The sequence below is a fragment of the Blastococcus sp. SYSU DS1024 genome (genome assembly GCF_054050795.1).
Map to the genome: position 1 here is coordinate 66,253 of NZ_JBJHAA010000012.1, position 20,890 is coordinate 87,142.

Annotated in this window: 19 protein-coding genes; 13 read left to right on the forward strand and 6 right to left on the reverse strand. The window is 75.3% G+C overall.

Going from position 1 to position 20,890, the window contains the following annotated elements:
- The first annotated feature begins 21 nt into the window (after positions 1-21).
- The 4 genes from tatC to ACI79S_RS12660 all read left to right on the forward strand — a co-directional run bounded on the left by tatC (position 22) and on the right by ACI79S_RS12660 (position 5,523).
- A complete protein-coding gene (gene tatC, locus ACI79S_RS12645; RefSeq protein WP_456593787.1) occupies positions 22-936 on the forward strand; it encodes a twin-arginine translocase subunit TatC in 915 nt (304 codons plus the stop codon).
- A 5-nt stretch (positions 937-941) separates the two neighbouring features.
- Positions 942-1,838: a diacylglycerol/lipid kinase family protein gene (locus ACI79S_RS12650; protein WP_456593788.1), complete on the forward strand. Its 897-nt coding sequence runs from the start codon at positions 942-944 to the stop codon at positions 1,836-1,838.
- A gap of 113 nt (positions 1,839-1,951) precedes the next feature.
- The gene (locus ACI79S_RS12655) at positions 1,952-4,789 is read left to right on the forward strand and encodes a DEAD/DEAH box helicase (RefSeq protein WP_456593789.1); all 2,838 of its coding nucleotides are present in this window, start codon (positions 1,952-1,954) and stop codon (positions 4,787-4,789) included.
- A gap of 92 nt (positions 4,790-4,881) precedes the next feature.
- Positions 4,882-5,523, forward strand: a complete 642-nt coding sequence (locus ACI79S_RS12660; RefSeq protein WP_456593790.1) for a DUF4333 domain-containing protein — start codon at positions 4,882-4,884, stop codon at positions 5,521-5,523.
- Positions 5,524-5,541: 18 nt separating this feature from the next.
- Here the strand turns inward: ACI79S_RS12660 and ACI79S_RS12665 are convergent, their stop codons facing one another.
- The gene (locus tag ACI79S_RS12665; RefSeq protein WP_456593860.1) at positions 5,542-6,459 is read right to left on the reverse strand and encodes a 5'-3' exonuclease; all 918 of its coding nucleotides are present in this window, start codon (positions 6,457-6,459) and stop codon (positions 5,542-5,544) included.
- 133 nt (positions 6,460-6,592) lie between these two features.
- On the opposite strand from ACI79S_RS12665, the gene ACI79S_RS12670 reads away from it, so the two are divergent.
- The 3 genes from ACI79S_RS12670 to ACI79S_RS12680 are packed head-to-tail and all read left to right on the forward strand — an operon-like array spanning position 6,593 to position 9,363.
- Positions 6,593-7,747, forward strand: a complete 1,155-nt coding sequence (locus tag ACI79S_RS12670; RefSeq protein ID WP_456593791.1) for a M24 family metallopeptidase — start codon at positions 6,593-6,595, stop codon at positions 7,745-7,747.
- On the forward strand, positions 7,722-8,195 hold the full coding sequence (locus tag ACI79S_RS12675) for an Lrp/AsnC family transcriptional regulator (RefSeq protein WP_456593792.1): 474 nt from the start codon (positions 7,722-7,724) through the stop codon (positions 8,193-8,195). The genes ACI79S_RS12670 and ACI79S_RS12675 overlap by 26 nt, the downstream gene beginning before the upstream one ends.
- A 31-nt stretch (positions 8,196-8,226) precedes the next feature.
- Positions 8,227-9,363, forward strand: coding sequence for an Rv2578c family radical SAM protein (locus tag ACI79S_RS12680; RefSeq protein ID WP_456593793.1), 1,137 nt, complete (start codon positions 8,227-8,229; stop codon positions 9,361-9,363).
- A 5-nt stretch (positions 9,364-9,368) separates the two neighbouring features.
- Here ACI79S_RS12680 and ACI79S_RS12685 read toward each other — a convergent pair whose 3' ends face one another.
- The gene (locus ACI79S_RS12685; protein WP_456593794.1) at positions 9,369-10,214 is read right to left on the reverse strand and encodes a hypothetical protein; all 846 of its coding nucleotides are present in this window, start codon (positions 10,212-10,214) and stop codon (positions 9,369-9,371) included.
- 157 nt (positions 10,215-10,371) lie between these two features.
- On the opposite strand from ACI79S_RS12685, the gene ACI79S_RS12690 reads away from it, so the two are divergent.
- Together ACI79S_RS12690 and ACI79S_RS12695 are read left to right on the forward strand one after the other, a co-directional pair.
- The gene (locus tag ACI79S_RS12690; RefSeq protein ID WP_456593795.1) at positions 10,372-11,550 is read left to right on the forward strand and encodes a carboxylate-amine ligase; all 1,179 of its coding nucleotides are present in this window, start codon (positions 10,372-10,374) and stop codon (positions 11,548-11,550) included.
- A gap of 9 nt (positions 11,551-11,559) precedes the next feature.
- On the forward strand, positions 11,560-12,420 hold the full coding sequence (locus ACI79S_RS12695) for a lysophospholipid acyltransferase family protein (protein WP_456593796.1): 861 nt from the start codon (positions 11,560-11,562) through the stop codon (positions 12,418-12,420).
- A 9-nt stretch (positions 12,421-12,429) separates the two neighbouring features.
- Here ACI79S_RS12695 and ACI79S_RS12700 read toward each other — a convergent pair whose 3' ends face one another.
- The gene (locus tag ACI79S_RS12700) at positions 12,430-12,957 is read right to left on the reverse strand and encodes a GNAT family N-acetyltransferase (protein WP_456593797.1); all 528 of its coding nucleotides are present in this window, start codon (positions 12,955-12,957) and stop codon (positions 12,430-12,432) included.
- A gap of 119 nt (positions 12,958-13,076) precedes the next feature.
- Here ACI79S_RS12700 and ACI79S_RS12705 point away from each other — a divergent pair, with 119 nt between their 5' ends.
- The 4 genes from ACI79S_RS12705 (at position 13,077) to ACI79S_RS12720 (ending at position 18,098) form a co-directional block, all read left to right on the forward strand.
- Positions 13,077-14,591, forward strand: a complete 1,515-nt coding sequence (locus ACI79S_RS12705) for an amidohydrolase (RefSeq protein WP_456593798.1) — start codon at positions 13,077-13,079, stop codon at positions 14,589-14,591.
- A gap of 517 nt (positions 14,592-15,108) precedes the next feature.
- On the forward strand, positions 15,109-16,758 hold the full coding sequence (lnt, locus tag ACI79S_RS12710) for an apolipoprotein N-acyltransferase (protein ID WP_456593799.1): 1,650 nt from the start codon (positions 15,109-15,111) through the stop codon (positions 16,756-16,758).
- On the forward strand, positions 16,755-17,540 hold the full coding sequence (locus ACI79S_RS12715; RefSeq protein ID WP_456593800.1) for a polyprenol monophosphomannose synthase: 786 nt from the start codon (positions 16,755-16,757) through the stop codon (positions 17,538-17,540). The genes lnt and ACI79S_RS12715 overlap by 4 nt, the downstream gene beginning before the upstream one ends.
- A 51-nt stretch (positions 17,541-17,591) precedes the next feature.
- Positions 17,592-18,098: an FxsA family protein gene (locus ACI79S_RS12720; protein ID WP_456593801.1), complete on the forward strand. Its 507-nt coding sequence runs from the start codon at positions 17,592-17,594 to the stop codon at positions 18,096-18,098.
- A gap of 103 nt (positions 18,099-18,201) precedes the next feature.
- Here the strand turns inward: ACI79S_RS12720 and ACI79S_RS12725 are convergent, their stop codons facing one another.
- From ACI79S_RS12725 to ACI79S_RS12735, 3 genes are all read right to left on the reverse strand, one after another.
- Positions 18,202-18,546 (reverse strand): RNA polymerase-binding protein RbpA, encoded by a 345-nt coding sequence (locus ACI79S_RS12725; RefSeq protein ID WP_456587822.1) that lies wholly within the window; start codon positions 18,544-18,546, stop codon positions 18,202-18,204.
- Positions 18,547-18,738: 192 nt separating this feature from the next.
- The gene (locus ACI79S_RS12730) at positions 18,739-19,488 is read right to left on the reverse strand and encodes a thymidine kinase (protein WP_456593802.1); all 750 of its coding nucleotides are present in this window, start codon (positions 19,486-19,488) and stop codon (positions 18,739-18,741) included.
- Positions 19,485-20,840, reverse strand: a complete 1,356-nt coding sequence (locus ACI79S_RS12735) for an MFS transporter (RefSeq protein ID WP_456593803.1) — start codon at positions 20,838-20,840, stop codon at positions 19,485-19,487. Before ACI79S_RS12735 ends, ACI79S_RS12730 begins: the two co-directional genes overlap by 4 nt.
- Between the last annotated feature and the right edge of the window lie 50 nt (positions 20,841-20,890).

Below are 20,890 nucleotides of genomic sequence, written 5' to 3' on the forward strand. Positions count from 1 at the left end.
TCAGCACCCGGGGGAACGGCGGTGAGCGAGGCGGCCCGCGGGGCGCGCCGGCGTCGGCGGCAGCCCCGCGATGCCCAGGCCACCATGAGCCTGATCGCCCACCTCACCGAGCTCCGCAACCGCATCGCCAAGTCCCTGCTGGCGCTGGCGCTCACCACGGTGCTCGCGTTCTGGTGGTACGAGCACGGGCTGGGCGAGTTCATCCGCGCCCCGTACTGCGGGCTGCCGGAGGAGCTGCGCTACGCCGGGGACGACGCCGGTGGCTGCGGGCTGCTCGTCACCAACGTCTTCGGCGGTGTCTTCATCCGCCTCAAGGTGGCCTTCCTCGCCGGCGTCGTCCTCGCGGCACCGGTGTGGCTCTACCAGCTGTGGGCCTTCATCACCCCCGGCCTCAAGCGCAACGAGAAGCGCTACGGCGTCGGCTTCGTCGCCGTCTCCACGCTGCTGTTCGTGCTCGGCGCGGTGCTGGCCTACGTGTCGCTGTCCGCGGGCCTGGAGCTGCTGCTGAGTCTCGCCGGCGACGGGGTCGTGGTGGCGCTGACGGCCCAGGACTACATCGGCTTCGTCCTGTCGCTGCTGGTCGCGTTCGGGGTGAGCTTCGAGGTGCCGCTGATCGCCATCGCGCTCAACCTGGTCGGCGTCGTGAGCTACGAGGCGCTGCGGAGCAGCCGCCGCTGGATCTTCTTCCTCACCGTCGTCTTCGCCGCGTTCGTGACGCCGACGCAGGACCCGTTCACCATGCTGCTCATGGCCGGGCCGATGATCGTGCTGTTCGAGCTGGCGATCCAGACCGCCCGCCTGGTCGACCGTCGCCGGGCCCGGCGCGCGGCCGCCGAGCACTTCCACGGGCTGGACGACGACGAGGCCTCACCGCTGGACGCCCGGCCGTCGGTGCTGGAGGAGCCGGTCGAGCCCTCGCCGTCGGCCCGCGGCTGACCGGCGTGGACGTCGCGGTCCTGGTCAGCCCGGCCGCCGGGCGGGGCCGCGCCCGCGCCGTGGCCCGGGCGGTCCTCGACGCCCTGCGCGAGGAGGGCCTGGCGCCCCGGGTGCTCGCCGCGACCACCCGCCCCGACGCGGAGCGGCAGGCGGCGGACGCGGTCGCCGACGGCGCCCGCGCCGTCGTCGCGATCGGGGGCGACGGCGCCGCCCACGCGGGGCTGCAGGCGGTCGCCGGCACGCCCGTGCCGCTCGCCGTGGTCCCGGCCGGCACCGGCAACGACCTGGCGCTGGCCCTCGCCGTACCGACCGATCCGGTGGCCGCCGCCCGCGCCGCCGCCGCCGATCTGCTGGCCGGCCGCGCCCGGGCGATCGACGCCGGCCGGACGGCCGACCGGTGGTGGGCCACGGTCCTGTGCTGCGGCTTCGACTCCGCGGTCACCGACCGGGCCAACCGGCTGCGCTGGCCACGCGGCCGGCGCCGGTACGACGTCGCGGTCCTGGCGGAGCTCGCCCGGCTGCGGCCCTACGAGGTGACGCTGACCCTGGACGGGGTGGCGCGCACCCTGCCGGCCACCATGGTCGCCGTCGGCAACACGGCCTGGTACGGGGGCGGGCTGCGGATGTGCCCGGGGGCCGACGCCGCCGACGGGCTCCTCGACGTGACCGTCGTGGGGGCCGTCTCCCGGCGCGAGCTGGTCCGCACCAAGCCGCGGCTGGCCGACGGCACCCACGTCGACCACCCCGCGGTGACGGTGTACCGGGCGACCCGGGTGGAGCTGTCCTGCGCCGGCGTCAGCACCTACGCCGACGGCGAGCTCGTCGCGCCGCTGCCCGCGGTCACCGAGTGCGTCCCGGGCGCGGTCACCGTCCTCGGCACCGGCCGCGCGACGATCAGCTGACCTGATCATCGAGCGTCCTCCCTCACCGCAGAACGTGAGGGAGGACGCGCCATGATCAGGGAACCTGATCGTGGCGGCGCGCCGTCGCGGGGGCGCGCGCCTAACGTGGGGGCATGTCCAGCCCCGCCGAGCGGTACGCCGCTGCCCGGAGACGGACCTCCCACCCGACGCTCGCCGAGTTCACCACCGAGCTCGGCTTCTCCCTGGACCCGTTCCAGGTGGAGGCCTGCGAAGCGCTGGAGGACGGCTCCGGCGTCCTGGTCTGCGCCCCGACCGGCGCCGGCAAGACCGTGGTGGGCGAGTTCGCCGTGCACAAGGCTCTCGCCGAGGGTCGCAAGGCGTTCTACACGACGCCGATCAAGGCGCTGTCGAACCAGAAGTACAACGACCTGGTGGAGCGCTACGGCGCCGACCGGGTCGGGTTGCTGACCGGCGACAACGCCGTCAACGGCGACGCCCCGGTGATCGTGATGACCACCGAGGTCCTGCGCAACATGCTCTACGCCGAGTCGCCGGCGCTGGCCGGGCTGGGCTACGTGGTCATGGACGAGGTCCACTACCTCGCCGACCGGTTCCGCGGCGCCGTGTGGGAGGAGGTGATCATCCACCTGCCGCAGTCGGTCACCCTGATCTCCCTGTCGGCGACGGTGAGCAACGCGGAGGAGTTCGCCGACTGGCTGGTCACCGTGCGCGGCGACACCGCGGTCGTGGTCAGCGAGGTGCGGCCGATCCCGCTCTGGCAGCACATGCTGGTCGGCAACCGGGTGTTCGACCTGTTCTCCCTGCGCCCAGCGGCGCACGCGGGGGAGCAGGGCGAGGGGCCACGGTCGCTGTCCACGCGCGAGCGCGGCGCCTCCGTGGTCGACCCCGAACTGGTCCGCTACGTGCGCGAGCACGAGCGTCGCATCGACACCTGGGGCGGCTCGGGGCGTCGCGAGGGTCACCACCGGCCCCGGTACCGGCCGCCCGCCCGGTCCGACGTCGTCGAGCGGCTCGACCGGGCCGGCCTGCTCCCCGCGATCACGTTCGTCTTCAGCCGCAACGGGTGCGACGCCGCCGTGCACCAGTGCCTGCTCAGCGGGCTGCGCCTCACCGACGAGGCCGAGCGGGCCGAGATCGCCGCGATCATCGACGAGCGCACCGGCTCGCTGCCGGAGGAGGACCTGCACGTCCTCGGCTTCTGGGAGTGGCGTGAGGGCCTCCTCGCCGGGCTCGCCGCCCACCACGCGGGGTTGGTGCCGGCGTTCAAGGAGACCGTCGAGGAGTGCTTCGTACGCGGCCTGGTCAAGGCCGTCTTCGCCACCGAGACCCTGGCGCTGGGCATCAACATGCCGGCGCGCACCGTCGTCCTCGAGCGGCTGGTGAAGTGGAACGGCGAGGCGCACGTCGACATCACGCCGGGGGAGTACACGCAGCTGACCGGTCGCGCCGGCCGCCGCGGCATCGACGTGGAGGGGCACGCCGTCGTCATCTGGGCGCCGGGGATGGACCCGAGCGTGGTCGCCGGGCTGGCCAGCACCCGCACCTACCCGCTGAAGTCGTCGTTCCGGCCGAGCTACAACATGGCGGTCAACCTGGTGAGCTCGTTCGGGCGGGCCCGCGCCCGTGAGCTGCTGGCGAGCTCGTTCGCGCAGTTCCAGGCCGACCGCTCGGTGGTCGGCCTGGCGCGGGCGGCGGCCCGCCACGAGCGGGACGCCGCGCAGTTCGCCGCCGAGATGCGCTCCGACCGCGGTGACGTCGGTGCCTACGCGCAGCTGCGCCGGGAGATCGCCGACCGGGAGAAGGAGCTCTCCCGCGACTCGCAGGCCAAGCGCCGGATGGAGGCTGCCGACGCGCTGGCCGCGCTGCGCCCGGGCGACGTCATCCGCGTGCCCACGGGCCGCCGCCAGGGGCTGGCCGTCGTCCTCGACCCAGGCGTCACCGACCTGGCCGATCCGCGCCCCCTGGTGCTGACCGAGGACAAGTGGGCGGGCCGGCTGGGGTCGGTGGACTTCCCGACGCCGGTGCAGGCGCTGGCCCGGGTACGGGTGCCCAAGAACTTCAACCACCGCAGCCCGCACGCCCGCCGCGACCTCGCCTCGACCCTGCGCAACGCGCGGGTGGAGCACGACCTGGGGGCGCGCCGGGTGAAGAAGGGGCGCTCGGCGGCGGCGGACGACCCGGTCCTCGCCGACCTGCGGCAGGCGCTGCGCAACCACCCGGTGCACCAGCTACCCGACCGCGAGGAGCGGGTGCGGATGGCCGAGCGCTGGCTGCGCGCGGTGCACGAGGCGGAGTCGCTGCAGCGGAAGATGGCCGAGCGCACCGGCTCCCTGACCCGCCAGTTCGACCGCACCTGCGACGTCCTGGAGGAGCTGGGCTACCTGGTGCCGGAGGTCGAGCCGCTGGTGCCGGCCGACACCGAGGTGGTCGGTGCGGTCGACGACGTGCCGGTGGTCACGGACGACGGCCGCCGGCTGGCCCGCATCTGGTCGGAGTCGGACCTGCTCGCCGCCGAGTGCCTGCGGGCGGGCGTCTGGCGCAGCCTGACGCCCGCCGAGCTGGCGGCCGCGGTCTCCACGCTGGTCTTCGAGGCCCGGCGGGACAACCCGGCCCTGCCCGCCGTCCCGGCCGGCAAGGTCGCCGCGGCGATCGGCGAGATGCGCGCCATCCGCTCCCGGCTGCAGGACGTCGAGCTGGACCACGGCGTGCCGGCCGGTCGCGACCTCGATCTCGGCTTCGCCTGGGCCGCCTACCGCTGGGCCGACGGGCAGAGCCTGGACCGGGTGCTCGCGGGGGCCGAGCAGGCCGGCACCGAGCTCTCCGGAGGGGACTTCGTCCGCTGGGCGCGGCAGCTGATCGACCTCCTGGACCAGCTCGGCAAGGTCGCCGACGACCCCGTGGCCCGGACCGCTCGGGCCGCGGTGGAGCGGGTGCGCCGGGGGGTCGTCGCGGTCGCCGTCGGCGGCTGATCAGCGATGCGCTGACGTCGGCCCGGTGCCCGGGTACGGCACAATCCCCGGCGCCCCGGTCGCCGGCCGGACGCAGGTAGTCGGGAGCGACGATGACCCATCCGCCGCACAGCGAGCACTCCTCCGGCGACGCACCGGGCGGGGACCGTCCCGCCGGCCCGCAGCAGCCGTGGGGGCCGCCGTCCTGGCCCCACGGGCACCCCCCGGCCGGCTACGGCGGGCCCGGTGACACCCGGCCCTACGGCGCCCCACCGTTCGCGCAGGCCCCGTCCGGCCAGCCGCCGCAGTACGGCCACCCGGGCGCCGGCGGGTACGGCCCACCCCGGTACGGGCAGGGGCAGCCGCAGTACGGCCGGCCGCCGCAGTACGGGTACCCGGGCGCGGGCGGTCACGGAGCGCCGCAGTACGCGCCCGCTCGACCGCCGGCCCGCAGGAAGCGGACCGGGCTGCTCGTGGGGCTGCTCGTGCTGGCGGCCCTCCTCGTCGGCGGCGTCGTCCTGGCGACCACCGCCGGCCCGACGGTGCTCTCGCGCTCCGCGGTCGAGCGTGACGTCGCCGAGCAGTTCGAGCAGCGCGAGGGCGTCGCCGTCGACCTGCGCTGCGACCAGGAGATGCGCGTGGAGGAGGGCGCCACCTACGAGTGCACCGGGGTGACGGCCGACGACGAGCAGGTCACGCTGCAGATCGAGATCACCGACGCCGACAGCGCCCGGTACACCTGGAGCGAGCCCTGACCCGCGGCTGAGCTGGGGTCAGGCGAGCGCGTCCGCCGGCCAGCCGAGAGCCGTGCCCAGCCGGCCGACGGAGGACTGCAGGCCGTGCCGCTCGGCCAGTGCGGCCAGGGCGCCGGGGTCGGCGGGGGAGCGGGGGAGGGTGCCCTCGACGGCGGGCAGATCGATGTCCCGCGCCACGGCGACCACCACCGGTGCGGCATCGAGGTAGTCGGCGGCCGCGTGCAGCTTCTTCAGCACGGCCGCGGTCAGCGGCGGCGCCGGGACGACCGTGCGGGCCACCGCCGCCCGGATGCCGGCCAGGTCGCCGAACTCGTTGATGAGGGCGGCCGCGGTCTTGGCCCCGACGCCGGCCACGCCGGGCAGCCCGTCGCTCGGGTCCCCGCGCAGCACCGCGAAGTCGGCGTAGGCCCGCCCGGGGATGCCGTACTTGGCGGCGACGGCGGCCTCGTCGACGAACTCCAGATCGGCGATGCCCCGCGCCGTGTACAGGACCCGCACGCCGCGGGCGTCGTCGACCAGCTGGAACAGGTCCCGGTCGCCGGTGACGACGTCGACCGCGCCGCGGGCCCGGGTGGCGAGCGTGCCGATCACGTCGTCGGCCTCATAGCCCGGCGCGCCGACGCGGGCGATCCCGGCCGCGGCGAGCACCTCGACCAGGATCGGCACCTGCGGAGCGAGCTCGTCGGGGGTCTCCTCGCCACCCTGGGGCGCCACCCGGTGCGCCTTGTACGAGGGCAGCGCCGCCACCCGGAACGCCGGCCGCCAGTCGTCGTCCCAGCAGACGACCAGCCGGTCCGGCGCGTGCGCGGTCACCAGGCGCGCCGTCATGTCCAGGAAACCCCGGACGGCGTTGATCGGCCGCCCGTCCGGGGTGGTGACGCTGGTCGGGACGCCGTAGAAGGCGCGGAAGTACAGCGATGCGGCGTCCAGGAGCATGGTGGTCACGCGGCCACCCTGCCGCCGGGTGCCGTCGTCCGCTCGGACTTCGCGTGCTGGTCCACGTCCGCGGACGGTAGCGGTCTGGCAACGATTGCGGGGAAGGGAGGTCCGGCGTGGCTACTCTGCGCCGGTGGCAACCGTGACAGAACCGGCCGGAACAGGCCCGCTCGTGACCGTCGACCGGGTGCACGCCGCCCGGGCGATCGCCGGCGAGCTGGGCGTGGACCTCCTCGTGCTCACCCCCGGCGCCGACCTCCGCTACCTCTGCGGCTACGCCGCACACGCGATGGAGCGGCTGACCGCCCTCGCGGTGCCCCGCTCGGGCGAGGCGTTCCTCGTCGTGCCCCGCCTGGAGGCGCCCATGGTCGACGCCAGCCCGGCCGGAGCGCTCGGCCTGGAGGTGCTCGCCTGGGACGAGACCGACGACGCGTTCGCGGTGCTGGCCGGGGCGGCGACCGCCCGGCTCGGCTCCGCCCCCGCCCGGGTCGCGGTCGGGTCGCGCACGTGGGCCGAGCACGCGCTGGGGGTGCAGCGGGCGCTGCCCGGGTCGGTGCTGGAGCTCGCGAGCCCGGTCGTGGACCGGCTGCGCATGGTGAAGACGCCCGCCGAGGTCGAGGAGCTGGCCCGGGCCGGCGCGGCGATCGACCGGGTGCACGCCCGCATGGGGGAGTGGCTGCGGGTCGGCCGCACCGAGGCAGAGGTCGGCGCCGACATCGCGGCGGCCATCCTGGCCGAGGGCCACGTCGGGGTCGACTTCACCATCGTCGGCTCGGGGCCGAACGGCGCCAGTCCCCACCACGAGCTCTCCGGCCGCACGGTGGAGGCCGGGGACGTCGTCGTCGTGGACATCGGCGGGGAGACGTCGACCGGCTACCGCTCCGACTGCACCAGGACCTACGTCGTCGGCGGGAGCGCGCCGGCCGACGTGGCGGAGTGGTACGAGGTGCTGCACGCCGCGCAGCAGGCGGCGACGGCGGCGGTGCGCCCCGGCGTGACCGCCGAGCAGATCGACGCGGCGGCCCGCACCGTGATCGCCGACGCCGGCTGGGGCGAGTACTTCATCCACCGCACCGGGCACGGCATCGGGCTGGACACCCACGAGGCGCCCTACATCGTGGCCGGCAACCGGCTCCCGCTGGAGCCGGGCATGGCGTTCTCCGTGGAGCCGGGGATCTACCTGCCCGGTCGCCACGGAGCGCGCATCGAGGACATCGTCGTCTGCACCGACGACGGCGTCCGCGTCCTCAACAACGGTCCCCGTGAGCTCGTCGAACTCCCCGGCTGAGGCCGGCGGCGTCCCGCTGGACGTCGACCGGGCGTTGATGGCGGCGCTCGCCCGCGACGGCCGGGCCAGCTTCACCGAGCTCGCCGAGCGGGTGGGGCTGTCGGTGTCGGCCGTGCACCAGCGGGTGCGGCGGCTCGAGCAGCGCGGGCTGATCACCGGGTACCGGGCGACGCTCGACGCCACGCAGATCGGGCTCCCGCTGACGGCGTTCGTCTCGATCACGCCGACCGACGCGCAGACCGACGACGCGCCGGCCCTGCTGGCCCATCTGGAGGCGATCGAGGAGTGCCACGCGGTCGCAGGGGTGGAGAGCTACATCCTCAAGGTGCGGGTGGCCTCGCCGGACGCGCTGGAGAACCTGCTCAAGGAGATCCGCGCCACCGCGAACGTCCGCACCCGGACGACGGTCGTCCTCTCCACCTCGTTCGAGGCCCGGCCGCCCCTCTGACCGCTGGACACCCGTTCGAACGTGTGTTCGGATGGTGGGCATGCGGTGGGACGCGCAGCGACTCGACCTCGACGAGCCCGGGGCCCTGCCCGGCATGCCGAGCATCCGCGGGCTCCTGCGCAGCGTGCAGGTGCCCGAGTTCCCGGGGCTCACCTTCCACGAGGTGCGGTCCAAGAGCGCGCTGAACCGCGTGCCGGGGGAGTCGGCGATGCCCTTCCCGTGGACCGTCAACCCGTACCGGGGCTGCTCCCATTCGTGCGTGTACTGCTATGCCCGCCGGACGCACGAATGGCTGGAGCTCGACTCCGGCCGGGACTTCGACACCCAGGTGGTCGTCAAGACGAACCTCGTCGAGGTGCTCCGCAGGGAGCTGGCCCGGCCGTCGTGGCAGCGCGAGCACGTGGCGCTGGGCACGAACACCGATCCCTACCAGCGCGCGGAAGGGCGGTACCGGCTCATGCCCGGGGTCGTCACGGCGCTGGCCGGCTCCGGCACCCCGTTCTCCATCCTGACCAAGGGCACGCTGCTGCGGCGCGACGTCCCCCTGCTGGCCGCCGCCGCCCGCGACGTCCCCGTGGGCCTGGGGGTCTCCGTCGCCATCTGGGACGACGATCTGCACGCCGCCCTCGAGCCCGGCGTCCCCAGCCCGCGCGCACGGCTGGAGTTGGTCCGCAGCCTCGCCGACGCGGGGCTGCCGTGCGGGGTCTTCCTCGCCCCGGTGCTCCCCGGCCTCACCGATTCACCCGAGCACCTGGACGCCGCCCTGGGCGCGGTCGCCGCCGCCGGCGCCACGGGGGTGACCGTGATCCCGCTGCACCTGCGCCCCGGGGCTCGGGAGTGGTTCATGGCCTGGCTGGGCCGGGTCCACCCCCAGCTGGTCCCGCGGTACGAACGCCTCTACGCCCGCCGGGCCTACGTGCCGGCCGAGTACCGGGCCTGGCTGGCCGGTCGGGTGGCGCCCCTGCTGGTCCGGCACGGGCTCGATCGGCGTTCCGGCGGGGCGGCCCGCCGGGTGGAGGCGGCGGGCGTACCCGGCGACGAGGAGATCGGCTTCCCCGCCGGCAGCCTGCCCTCCACGGTGCTCCCCGGCACCGGCCCCGGTCCCGCACCCGCCCGGGCGCAGGCCCCGGCCACCGGCGGCGCGGGCGAGCAGCTGTCGCTGCTCTGAGGAGCTCAGCCGGCCAGCCGGGACGCCCGGGCCACCGCACGGCTCGCGCGCACCACCCCGCGGGCCCCCACCGGTGGAGCGCCGGCGGCGAGCGCCAGCCGGCGGAAGGTGTCGTAGGAGAGCTGGCGGTAGTCGGCGGCGAGTTGCTCGACGAGCTCACGGCGGGACGGCGTCGCGGTGGCCCGCAGATGCCCCACCGTCGCCCGCACGTGCTTGGTGAAGGTCGCCTGCAGGGCCTGGTTGGAGAGCCGGCCGCCGACCCGGGAATCCAGGCCCGGGCCCCGGCGCAGCGCGGGGAGCACCCAGGGGCTGGCGGCCAGCGCCGGGAACGCCGCCCGCGCGGCCTCCCAGGCATGCCAGGCGGTCAGCGCCCCCGGAACGGCCCACTCGCCGTCGTCGGTGGTGATCAGCAGCCGGCGCGCCGTCGCCCTCACCTGGTCGCGGCGCAGCGAGCGGAACGTGCCCACCGGGGCCGGCCAGCTCAGGGCCAGGGCGCACCAGGCCACCGAACGCAGGTGCTCGGGGTCCTCGGCACGGATCCGGGTCAGCGGGCGGAGGTCGAGCTGCGGCGGGTCGGGCTCGGGGGTCGCGGGCTGCGGCAGGCCCAGCCCGCCGTAACGGGCGACCTTGCCGTAGAGCGCCACGGTGGCCGGCTTCCACCCGCGCGCGGCGGCCAGCTCGGAGAGCCCCCCGGCCGCCAGCTCCTCGGGCCCGAGACCGAGCTCCACCGCTGCATCGGCGAGCCGGCGCCACTGGTCCTCGTACCCGAGCGGCGGCCGCAGCCGCGCCCAGGCACGCGCCGGTGGCAGGGCGGGCATGTCGGGCAACGGCTGCTGCCAGGCACGTGGCATGGCGCGAGTCTACCGTTATCCCCAACAAACATACACAAAATTGTTGTCGTCCCCTGCCCACGATCGCGACCCCGGTGCCCTCCGGGCACCGCAGCACCAACGGACCACCCCACGGGTTGGACCTGCGCTCGCCCGTATCCCTCCCGATCATGGAGCCGTGCGAACGGTGGGCGTCGAGGAGGAACTGCTGGTCGTCGACCCCGACGGCGTTCCCGTTCCCCGGGCCCCGGAGGCCCTGGCGGTCGCGTCGCGCCGCGGCGAGGGCGAGGACGTCCACCAGCACGACCTCGAGGAGCGGGGGGAGGACGTCGCCGTCCCGGAGACCGCTCGCCTCGTCCCCGAACTGAAGGCCCACCAGATGGAACTGGGGACGCCGGTCTGCAGCACGCTCACCGAGGTGGGCGCCCAGCTGCGGCACTGGCGGGAGCGGGCCGACGCCGCCGCGGCGGACGTGGGTGGTCGCATCGCCGCCCTGGCCACCTCGCCGGTCGAGGTGGACCCCGTCCCCACGGAGGGGGAGCGGTACGGGCGCCTGATGGATGCCTTCGGGCGCACCGCCGAGGAGGTGCTCACCTGCGGCTGCCACGTGCACGTCTCGGTGGCCGATGACGAGGAAGGGGTGGCGGTCCTCAACCGCATCCGGATCTGGCTGCCGGTGCTGACCGCGCTGAGCGCCAACTCGCCGTTCTGGCAGGGCCGGGACACCTCCTACGCCAGCTTCCGGTCGCAGGTGTGGCACCGGTGGCCGTCGGCGGGCCCGACCGAGCCCTTCCGCGACGCGGCGGGCTACCACCGGCTCGTCGAGGCGGTGCTCGCCACCGGGACCGTGCTGGACGACGGGATGATCTACTTCGACGCCCGCCTGTCGGCCACGTGGCCCACCGTCGAGGTGCGCACAGCCGACGTCCTGCTGAGCGTGGAGGACGCCGTCACCCTCACCGGTCTCGTGCGCGGCCTGGTCGAGACAGCCGCCCGGGAGGCCCGCGCCGGGGGAGCGGTACCGGAGACGCGCGCCGAGGTGCTCCGCCTGGCGTCCTGGCGCGCCTCCCGCTCGGGGCTCTCCGGAGACCTGGTGCACCCGCGGACCGGCCGCCCGGTCCCGGCCGCCGACGTCCTGGCCGATCTGCTGGAGCACGTCCGGCCGGCGCTCGCCGACGCCGGCGACGAGCCCGTGGTCAGCACCGGCCTGGACGCTCTGCTGACCCGCGGGACGGGCGCGGACCTCCAGCGTCGCGTGCACCGCGAGACCGGCGACCTCGCCGCCGTCGTCCGGGCGGCCGTCGCCGTCACGGCGGGGGAGGAGACCCCCCGGGCGACAGCCGGTACGAGCCGTTAGATTCCCGCCATGTACACCGCGAGCTGGCGCGACGTCGTCCGTCCGGGGCTGTTCGGCACCTCGCCCGACCGGCGGGACAAGCCGTACCGCCTGGTCATCCGACTGGCGCTGATCGTCTTCCGGCTGTTCCGCTTCCGCTTCGACGTCCGCGGGTCGCAGCACGTCCCGCCCACCGGCGGGGCGATCATCTGCAGCAACCACGTCAGCTTCTTCGACTTCACCTTCCTCGGCCTGGGCGCGCTGCCGCAGCACCGCCTCGTCCGGTTCATGGCGAAGTCGGCGGTGTTCGAGAACTGGTTCGCCGGCCCGTTCATGCGGGCCATGAAGCACATCCCCGTCGACCGGAAGGCGGGCTCGGCGGCGTTCGACGCCGCCGTCCGCGCCCTCAAGGACGGTGAGGTGGTCGGCGTCTTCCCCGAGGCGACGATCAGCACGAGCTTCACGGTCAAGGAGCTCAAGGCAGGCGCGGCCCGGATGGCTGTCGACGCCGGCGTGCCGATCATCCCGGCCGCGGTGTGGGGCGGGCACCGGGTCGCGACGAAGAACCACAAGGTGGAGCTCCGCCGAGGTGTCGCGGTGACGGTGATCCTGGGCGACCCGATCACTCCGGAGCCGGGAGAGCAGATCGCCACGCTGCTGGGCCGCACGCGCACCGCCATGGAGGCGCTCCTCGACGAGGCGCAGCGCAGCTACCCCGACCGTCCCGCCGGGGACAACGACCGCTGGTGGCTCCCCGCCCACCTGGGGGGCACCGCCCCCACGCCGTCGGAGGCCGCGGCCGCCGACGCGGTCCGCGCCGCCGGACGGGCGACCAAGCCGGTGAAGAAGTCGCCGGCCCGCCGCCTCGCCGGGCTGCTCCGCCGCCGCTGAGCGGGCGGCTCACTCGACGACGGCCGGCGCCATGAGTCGGAAGGCCTCGAGCTCGACGTCGTACCAGCGCCGCATCCTGCCCAGCGGCGTCATGCCCAGCCGGCGGCACACCGCCACCGACCGCTCGTTGCCGGGCCGGACGACGGCGTAGACCTCGGGGAGGCCACGGGCGAACGCCCGGTCGATCACCGCCCGCGCCGCCTCGGTGGCGTAGCCGTGCCCCCACGAGTCGGGGTGCAGGTGCCACCCGACCTCCACCTCGCCCACCCCGTTCGGCAGCGGCTTGAGCAGCACCGTGCCCGCCGGGACGCCGTCGGGTCGCTCGATCGCCCAGCACAGGAACCGCTCGTCCCGGCGGTGCACCTCGGCCCAGCGCTCGACCAGCTCGACCGGGGGCACCGACGGCGTCCCGCCCAGCCAGCGGGTCACCTCCTCCCGGCCGTAGACGTCACAGAGCCGGGCCAGGTCCGCCGGGTCGGTGGTCCAGGGGCGCAGCCGCAGCCTCTCGGTGCGCAGATCCTCCCCCTCGCCGCCCATCGCTCCTGCCTACCGTCGGGTGGGGCGCCCGGCCACCGCAGGGACGGCGGAGGCGGCGTGATCTGCTACTCGTCGCCTCGCCGTCGGACGCGAGCGCGGGGACGAGAGGTGGACGCCACATGAGCCTGCTGCTCACCGACGTGCGGGTCGGTGACCGCCCCGGGCGCGCGGTGCACGTCGTCGACGGTCGGATCGCCTGGACCGGCGCAGCCGCGGAGGCCCCGCGGGCCGATCGCGTGGTCGCGGGGGAGGGGGCGCTGCTGACGCCTGCCTTCGTCGATGCGCACGTGCACGCCACGGCGACCGGTCTGGCGCTGAGCGGTCTCGACCTGCACTCGAGCCCCAGCCTTGCCCACGCGATGGCGTCCATCCGCGCCCACGTCGCGGCGGAGCCGGACGGGATCGTCCTCGGCACCGGGTGGGACGAGACCGACTGGCCCGAGCGGCGGGGCCCGACGCGTGCCGACGTCGACGCCGTGGCCGCCGGGCGGCCGGTCTACCTGGCCCGTGTCGACGTCCACTCCGCAACGGTCTCCACCGCGCTGCTCGACCTCGTCCCGGGCATCGCCGGGCTCCCGGGGTTCTCGCCGGACGGACGGCTGCGCCTGGACGCCCACCACGCCGCCCGCCAGGCCGCCTACGGTGCGGTGGGGCCCGCGCAGCGCCGCGCCGCGCAGCGCGCCACCAGGTCGCAGGCTGCCACCCTGGGGATCGGCAGCCTGCACGAGATGGCCGGGCCGGAGGTCTCCTCCGCCGACGACCTCAGGGAGCTGCTGGCCCTGGCCGCCGAGGTGCCCGGCCCTCGCGTCGTGGGGTACTGGGGCGAACTGTCCGAGCGCGGCGGCCTCGAGCTGGTGCGGGAACTCGGTCTCGCCGGCGCCGGGGGAGACCTGTTCTGCGACGGCGCCCTCGGCTCGCACACGGCCGCCCTGAGCGCTCCTTACAGCGACCGGCCCGAGACCTCGGGCGCCCTCCGGTTCGAGTCCGCCTCGCTGGTGGAGCACGTGCGCGCCTGCACGGCGGCGGGGGTCCAGGCCGGCTTCCACGTGATCGGGGACGCCGCCGTCGCGCAGGTCCTGGACGCCGTGGGCGTCGTCGTCGCGGAGCTGGGCGTCGCGGCCGTCCGCGCCTGCCGCCACCGCCTCGAGCACCTGGAGATGCCCTCCGCCTCGGTCATCGACCGCATGCAGGACTGGCAGATGGTGGCGAGCGTGCAGCCGGCCTTCGACGCCGCATGGGGCGGCGATGCGGGCATGTACGCCGAGCGGCTCGGCGTCGAGCGGGCCCTGGCCACCAACCCGCTGGCCGAGCTCGCGGACGCGGGGGTCGCCCTGGCTCTCGGCAGCGACGCCCCGGTGACGCCGCTGGACCCCTGGGGGGCCGTGCACGCGGCCGTCGACCACCGGACGCCGGATTCCGGGCTGCGCCCCTTCGACGCCTTCGACGCCGCCACGCACGGCGGCTGGTTCGCCGCCCGTGCCGAGCACCCGGCCGGACCGCTGGCCGTCGGGGCACCGGCGGATCTCGCGCTGTGGGCCACCGACCAGGGGCTCTCCGGGGTGCTCGGCAACCGGCTCCGACCCGGCTGCGGCGCTCTGCTCGTCGACGGCCGGCTGGTGGTCGGCGCCGAGTGATCGCCACCAGCGTCAACGATCAGTAACGATTCGATCACACTGCGGCGCAGAGCTCGCCAGGGTCTCGATCCGGCGCGGTGCAGTTCTTACAGTCCCTGCAGTTCCTGACCGGGAGCACCGCGCGCACGTTCCCCGGCAGGCGCGTCCGTCTCCTTCGGCCGGCGCTCCCACCTCGGGGTGCGCTGCCGGGCCGTGGGGAGCGGGCGGGCCGCCGGGTCCGGCGCGCGGACACCCCGGCGGAGCCCCCGTGGAGCCGTGCCATCAGACAACGGTCGCGCCGATCGCCGCCAGCGACCGGCCGTCCGGCCCGAAGGCGCGCCGACCGCGGAGGGCGGTCGCCGGCGCCTCCGGGGCAGGGGTCCGGGGGTTCGGACGGGTGATCCCGGCGCACACGCGCTCACCCGCTCCGCCGGGATGGGATGCTGGGTCGGGGCCGCGGACACCGCGGCCCGGACCCCGCCCGAACGGCGCGGGGACGTCCCGCCCCGGGTGGGCGGCTGCACCGGGGAGGCGCTGCGTGCCCGCAGGCGATGGCGGGCCGGGAACCTGGACGCTCGCGCGCCCGGCCGGCCCCAGCGCTGCCGGGCCGCCCGTGCAGCGGGCGGCCGCTCCGAGCTCGCGCTGGTCGCGCACCCCCTGGCGCACCGTCCTGGCCGCGTGCGGCGGGCTGGCGATGTTCCTGGCCTTCCCCGGGTACGACCTGACCGCGCTGGCGGTCCTCGGCCCGGCCGCGCTCGCCGTCGCCGTCCACGGGCGCAGCGTCCGCACCGGTCTCTGGCTGGGGCTGGTCACCGGGCTCACCTTCTTCGTCGCCCTGCTCTCCTGGACCGGGATCTACGTCGGCGCCGTCCCGTGGCTGGCCCTCGCGATCAGCCAGGCGCTGTTCGTCGCCGTGCTCGGAGGCCTGACCGCGCTCACGTCCCGGCTCCCCGCCTGGCCGCTGTGGGCCGCCGCCCTGTGGGTGGCCGTCGAGGCGGGCCGCGGCCGGTTCCCCTTCGGCGGGTTCCCGTGGGGCCGGCTGGGCCTGTCCCAGACCGAGGGCCCGTTCCTGGCGTTCGCCGCGTACGGCGGTGTCCCACTGGTCGGCTTCGCCGTCGCGCTCACCGGCACCCTGCTGGCCGCGGCGGCCCTGGCGCTGGCGCGGGCGCGCAGCACGGCAGGGACGACGGCCCGGGGCCGGCGCAGGGCGGCGGCCGCGCTGGCCGGCGCGCTGACGGTCCCGCTGGTGGGTGGGTTGGCCTGGCTGCCGTTGCCCGGGGGCTCCCTCACCGCGGGCGGCCCCACCGCCACCGTCGCGGTGATCCAGGGCGACGTGCCGCGCGCCGGCCTGGACTTCAACGCCCAGCGGCGGGCGGTGCTCGACAACCACGTCGAGCAGACCCTGCGCCTGGCCGAGGACGTGGCGGCCGGCCGGGAGCCACGACCGGACGTCGTCCTGTGGCCGGAGAACAGCTCGGACATCGACCCGTACCGCAACGCCGACGCCGCCGCGCAGATCCAGCGCGCGGCCGACGCGGTGGGCGCTCCGGTGCTGGTCGGCGCGGTCGTGAACGGCCCGGGGGAGTTCATCAGCAACACCGCGATCGTCTGGTCCCCGGAGGGCGGTCCCGGCGACACGTACGTCAAGCGGCATCCGGTGCCCTTCGCCGAGTACGTGCCGGCCCGTGACTTCTTCCGCTTCTTCAGCGACAAGGTCGACCTCGTCCGGCGGGACTTCGCCGCGGGGGACGAGGTGGGCGTCCTCGACATCGGTGGTGTGCGGCTCGGCGACCTCATCTGCTTCGAGGTGGTGTACGACGGCCTCGTGCGCGACGTCGTCGACGGTGGTGCGGGCATGCTCGTCGTCCAGACCAACAACGCCACGTTCGGCTACACCGACGAGAGCGCCCAGCAGCTGGCGATGAGCCGGGTGCGCGCGGTCGAGTTCGGTCGCACCGTCGCGGTGGCGGCGACCAGCGGCATCTCCGCGATCGTGGCGCCGGACGGCTCCGTCGTGCGCTCCTCCGAGCTGTTCGAGCCCGCGGTGTTCGTGGCGGAGGTGGCCCAGCGGGACGGCCGGACGGTCGCCCAGCGGCTGGGCGCCGCGCCGGAGGCGCTGCTCACCGCCCTGGGGCTCGGCGCGGTCCTGGTCGCCGCCCTCCGGCGGCGGGCCGGGGGCCGGGCGTGAACGAGCGCGTCCTGGTGGTCGTCCCGACCTACAACGAGGCCGAGAACCTCGAGCGGGTGCTCCGCAGGCTGCACGCCAGCGTCCCGGAGGCGCACGCCCTGGTCGTCGACGACGGCTCACCCGACGGCACGGGGCGGATCGCCGACTCGCTGGCGGCGGCCGACCCCCGCGTCCACGTCCTGCACCGCGCCGCGAAGGCCGGCCTGGGGCGCGCGTACGTCGCCGGTTTCCGCTGGGCCCAGGAGCGCGGCTACGACGTCCTGGTCGAGATGGACGCCGACGGCTCGCACGCCCCCGAGCAGCTGCCCGCCCTGCTCGCCGCCCTGGCCGACGCCGACCTGGTGCTGGGGTCCCGCTACGTCGACGGCGGCCGGGTCGAGGACTGGCCGCTGCACCGGTTGCTGCTGTCCCGCCTCGGCAACCGCTACACCCGGTGGGCGCTGCGACTGCCGCTGCGCGACGCCACCGGGGGCTTCCGGGCGGCCCGCGCCGAGCTGATCGACCGGCTCCCGTTCGACGAGGTGGCGAGCGAGGGCTACTGCTTCCAGGTCGACTGGGCCTGGCGAGCCCTGCGGGCAGGGGCCCGCGTCACCGAGGTGCCGATCACCTTCACCGAACGTGCGTTCGGCCGGAGCAAGATGAGCGGCTCGATCGTTGGTGAGGCGTGGGCGCGCGTGACCGTGTGGGGCGTGCAGGACCGGCTGGCCGACTGGCTGCCGGGGCGCGTGCGGCCACCCGTGACCAGCCCGGCCCGCGAAGCCGGGCAGGAAGGGCGCGGGTGACCCACGCCGGCGGGGGAACGCGAACGGCACGACCGGGAGAGGGGAGGCGACGTGGCTGACGTGGTGCGTCGGAGACTGCGCACGGTGGTGGGGCTGACCGCGCTGGCGGAGCTGGTGGTCTTCGTGCTGGTCGCCGCCTGGATCGGGCTCGGGTGGACGATCCTGGCCACCCTCGTGACCAGTGCGCTCGGATGGGTGCTGCTGGCCAGCCAGGGCCGCCGGGCGCTCGCCGACCTGCGGCAGCGGGCGCGGTCACGCGAGGCCGCGGGCCGCGAACTCGGTGACGCCGGGCTGGTCGCCGTCGGCGGTCTGCTGATGGTGCTGCCGGGCTTCATCGGTGACCTGGTCGGGCTGCTGTGCCTGCTGCCGGGCACGCGGGGGCTGGTGCGCCGCGCGCTCCGGCGGCTGGTGCTCGCCCGGCTGCCCGAGCACCTGCGTGGACCGGTGCGCGTGGGCAGCACCCGCGCCGCCCCGGTGGACGCCACCCGGCCCCACGGCGGGGAAGAGCCCCTCGTGATCGAGGGAGAGGTCGTGCGGGACCCCGACCAGAAGCCCTGACCCGCTCTCCGGGACGCCCGCCGGCACGGCGGGGCCCCGGACGCGGAACGGCCCCGGTGGATCTCTCCACCGGGGCCGTCCGCTCACTGCGGTGGGGCTGGGGTCAGCTGGCGCGGGTCCGCCGGCCCCGGAGCACCTCGAGGCGCTCGGCGAGGACCTCCTCGAGGTCCTCGACGCTGCGCCGCTCCAGGAGCATGTCCCAGTGCGTCCGCGGGGGCTTCACCTTCTTGGGAGCCGGCTCGGTCCCACCGACCAGCTTCGCCGCGGAACCGTCGAACTTGCACTCCCAGGTGTCGGGGAGCTCCGCGTCGTCGGCGAAGGGCACCGTGAACAGGTGGCCCGAGGCGCACCGGTACTCGGCGTACTGCCGCTCGATGGGCGCGGTGTTCCGCTCGGTCTCATAGCTGACGCTGCCCAGTCGGCTGCCGCGCAGGGAACGCTCACCCATGGCACACCGTCCTCTCGTGCTCGTGTCGGTCGGGACTCGACGTCCGGTGGCCAGGGCAGTACCCAGACGACCGGGGAGTCAGAGAGATGAACGACCGAAAAGGCGGAGAGATTCCGCCGAATCGGCTGCTCATCATCGCATGGGGTGGGATCCGCGGCGCAGGCGCCCCCCGCAGGGGTGAGGAGCCGCCGCTCAGGGCAGGGCGAGCTGACCCGGCCCCGCGGCCGTGGGGCCCAGCTCGCCGCGCACGTAGTGCCGTCGGCAGAGCACCTGGTACCGGACGGCGGGGGCGCCGGCCCCCTCTCCGGGCAGCTCGGGGGGCGCGGTGTCGGCGACGACGACGGTCGCGCCGGAGCGGACCATGACGCCGTCGACGACCCGGGCGTTGAGCAGCCCCGGGAGGCCGCACCAGCAGAGCACCTCCACCTGGATGCGCTGCACCTCGTCGGCCAGCTCCAGCAGGCGCCGGGTGCCGGGGAACAGCTGGGCGCGGAAGTCGGTGGTGAGCCCGAAGGCGTAGACGTCGACGTGCGACTCGTCGACGAGCTCGGCGAGCTGGTCCACCTGGGCGGGGAGGAGGAACTGCGCCTCGTCGACGATCAGGTAGTCGACCCGGTGACCGTCGGCCCAGCGCGCCCGGACCAGCAGCCGCAGGTCGGTGCCCGCGTCCACCTCGGTCGCCGCCCGGCAGAGCCCGACGCGGGAGCTGATCCGGGGCGCCGCGGACCGGTCGCCCTGGGTGACCAGCAGCCCGTGCCGGCCCTGCCGGCTGTGGTTGTGGTCGACCTGCAGCGCCAGCGTGGACTTCCCGCAGTCCATGGGGCCGTGGAAGAACCGCAGGTGGGCCGGGGCGGGGTGCCGTCGCCGGTCACCGGAGGCGGGGACCGCCGGCTGCGGCAGCGGGGGAGCGGGCCGCTCGCCACCGGGCGCGGACGAGGTCACAGCTTCTCCGGCGGTGTGTTGCCGGCGGCGACGACGGCGCGGCGCATCGGCAACGCGGCCAACGCGACGAAGCCGGCCACGAAGAAGACCACCAGGCTGACGATGGCCAGCCGGTAGGAACCGGTCAGCTGGTAGGTGAGGCCGAATGCGAGCGGCCCGAGCCAGCTGGTGCCGCGGTCGCTGATCTCGTAGAAGCCGTAGTACTCGGCCTCCTTGCCCGCCGGGATGAGCTGGCTGAACAGGGAGCGGGAGAGGGCCTGCGTGCCGCCCTGCACGAGCCCGATGACGGCCGCCAGGGCGTAGAACTGCGCGACCGCACCGGTCTGCAGGAAGAACGCGGCGAACAGCACGCCGATCCAGGCCACCAGGGCGCCCAGGACCACCCGCTTGGCGCCGTAGCGGACGGCCAGGCGGCCGAGCCCCAGCGCGCCGAAGACGGCCACCACCTGCACCATCAGGATCGCGCCGGTGAGCACGTCCTGCGCCAGGTCCAGCTCCTCGGTGGCGTACGTGGCCGACAGGGAGATGACCGTCTGCACGCCGTCGTTGAACAGCAGGTAGGCGCCGAGGAACCACAGCGTCAGCGGGAAGGCCCGCATCTCGCGGAAGGTGGTGGCCAGCTGCCGGAAACTGCTGCCCGATCGCACGGCGGACGGCGCGACCGGGCGATTGCGCAGCCGGCTCACCGAGAAGAGCGTGAAGGCACCCCACCACAGCCCCGCCGTCGCCAGGCAGATCCGCACGGCCTCGCCGGTCGTCAGGCCGAGGTCCTCGGCGGCGACGACCAGCCCGAGGTGGACGGCGAGCAGCAGCGCCCCGCCGACGTAGCCGAACGCCCACCCGCGGCTGGAGACCAGGTCGCGCTCGTTCGGCCCGGCCAGGTCGGGCAGCCAGGAGTAGTACACGACGGTGGCTGCACCGAACGCGATGTTGGCCAGGACGAACAGACCCGCACCCAGCAGCCACCGGCCGTCACCGGCGAAGAACAGGCCGGTCGTCGCCAGCGCCCCGAGGATCGCGAAGCCGGCGAGCATCTCCCGCTTGCGGCCGGTGCGGTCGGCGACGGCGCCGGCGAGGGGCAGCACGAGCACCTGCAGGACGACCGACGCCGACAGCACGTAGGAGAACCAGCTGCCGGCCGCCAGCGACAGCCCGAGGAAGGAGAGCCGCTCGTCCGGACCGGCGGCGTCGCGCGCGATGGCGGTCAGGTAAGGACCGAGGAAGACGGTCGTCACCGAGGTGTTGAAGACCGACATCGCCCAGTCGTAGGAGTACCAGCCGAACCGTTCGCGCCGGAGCGCGAGATCGGCCGACGGCACCGACGGGTCGGCGGCGGGCACGGCGGTGGTCACCGCGGCAGGGTGCCAGGCAGGCCGCGGCCGGTCCAGCACCGGCCCGCGCC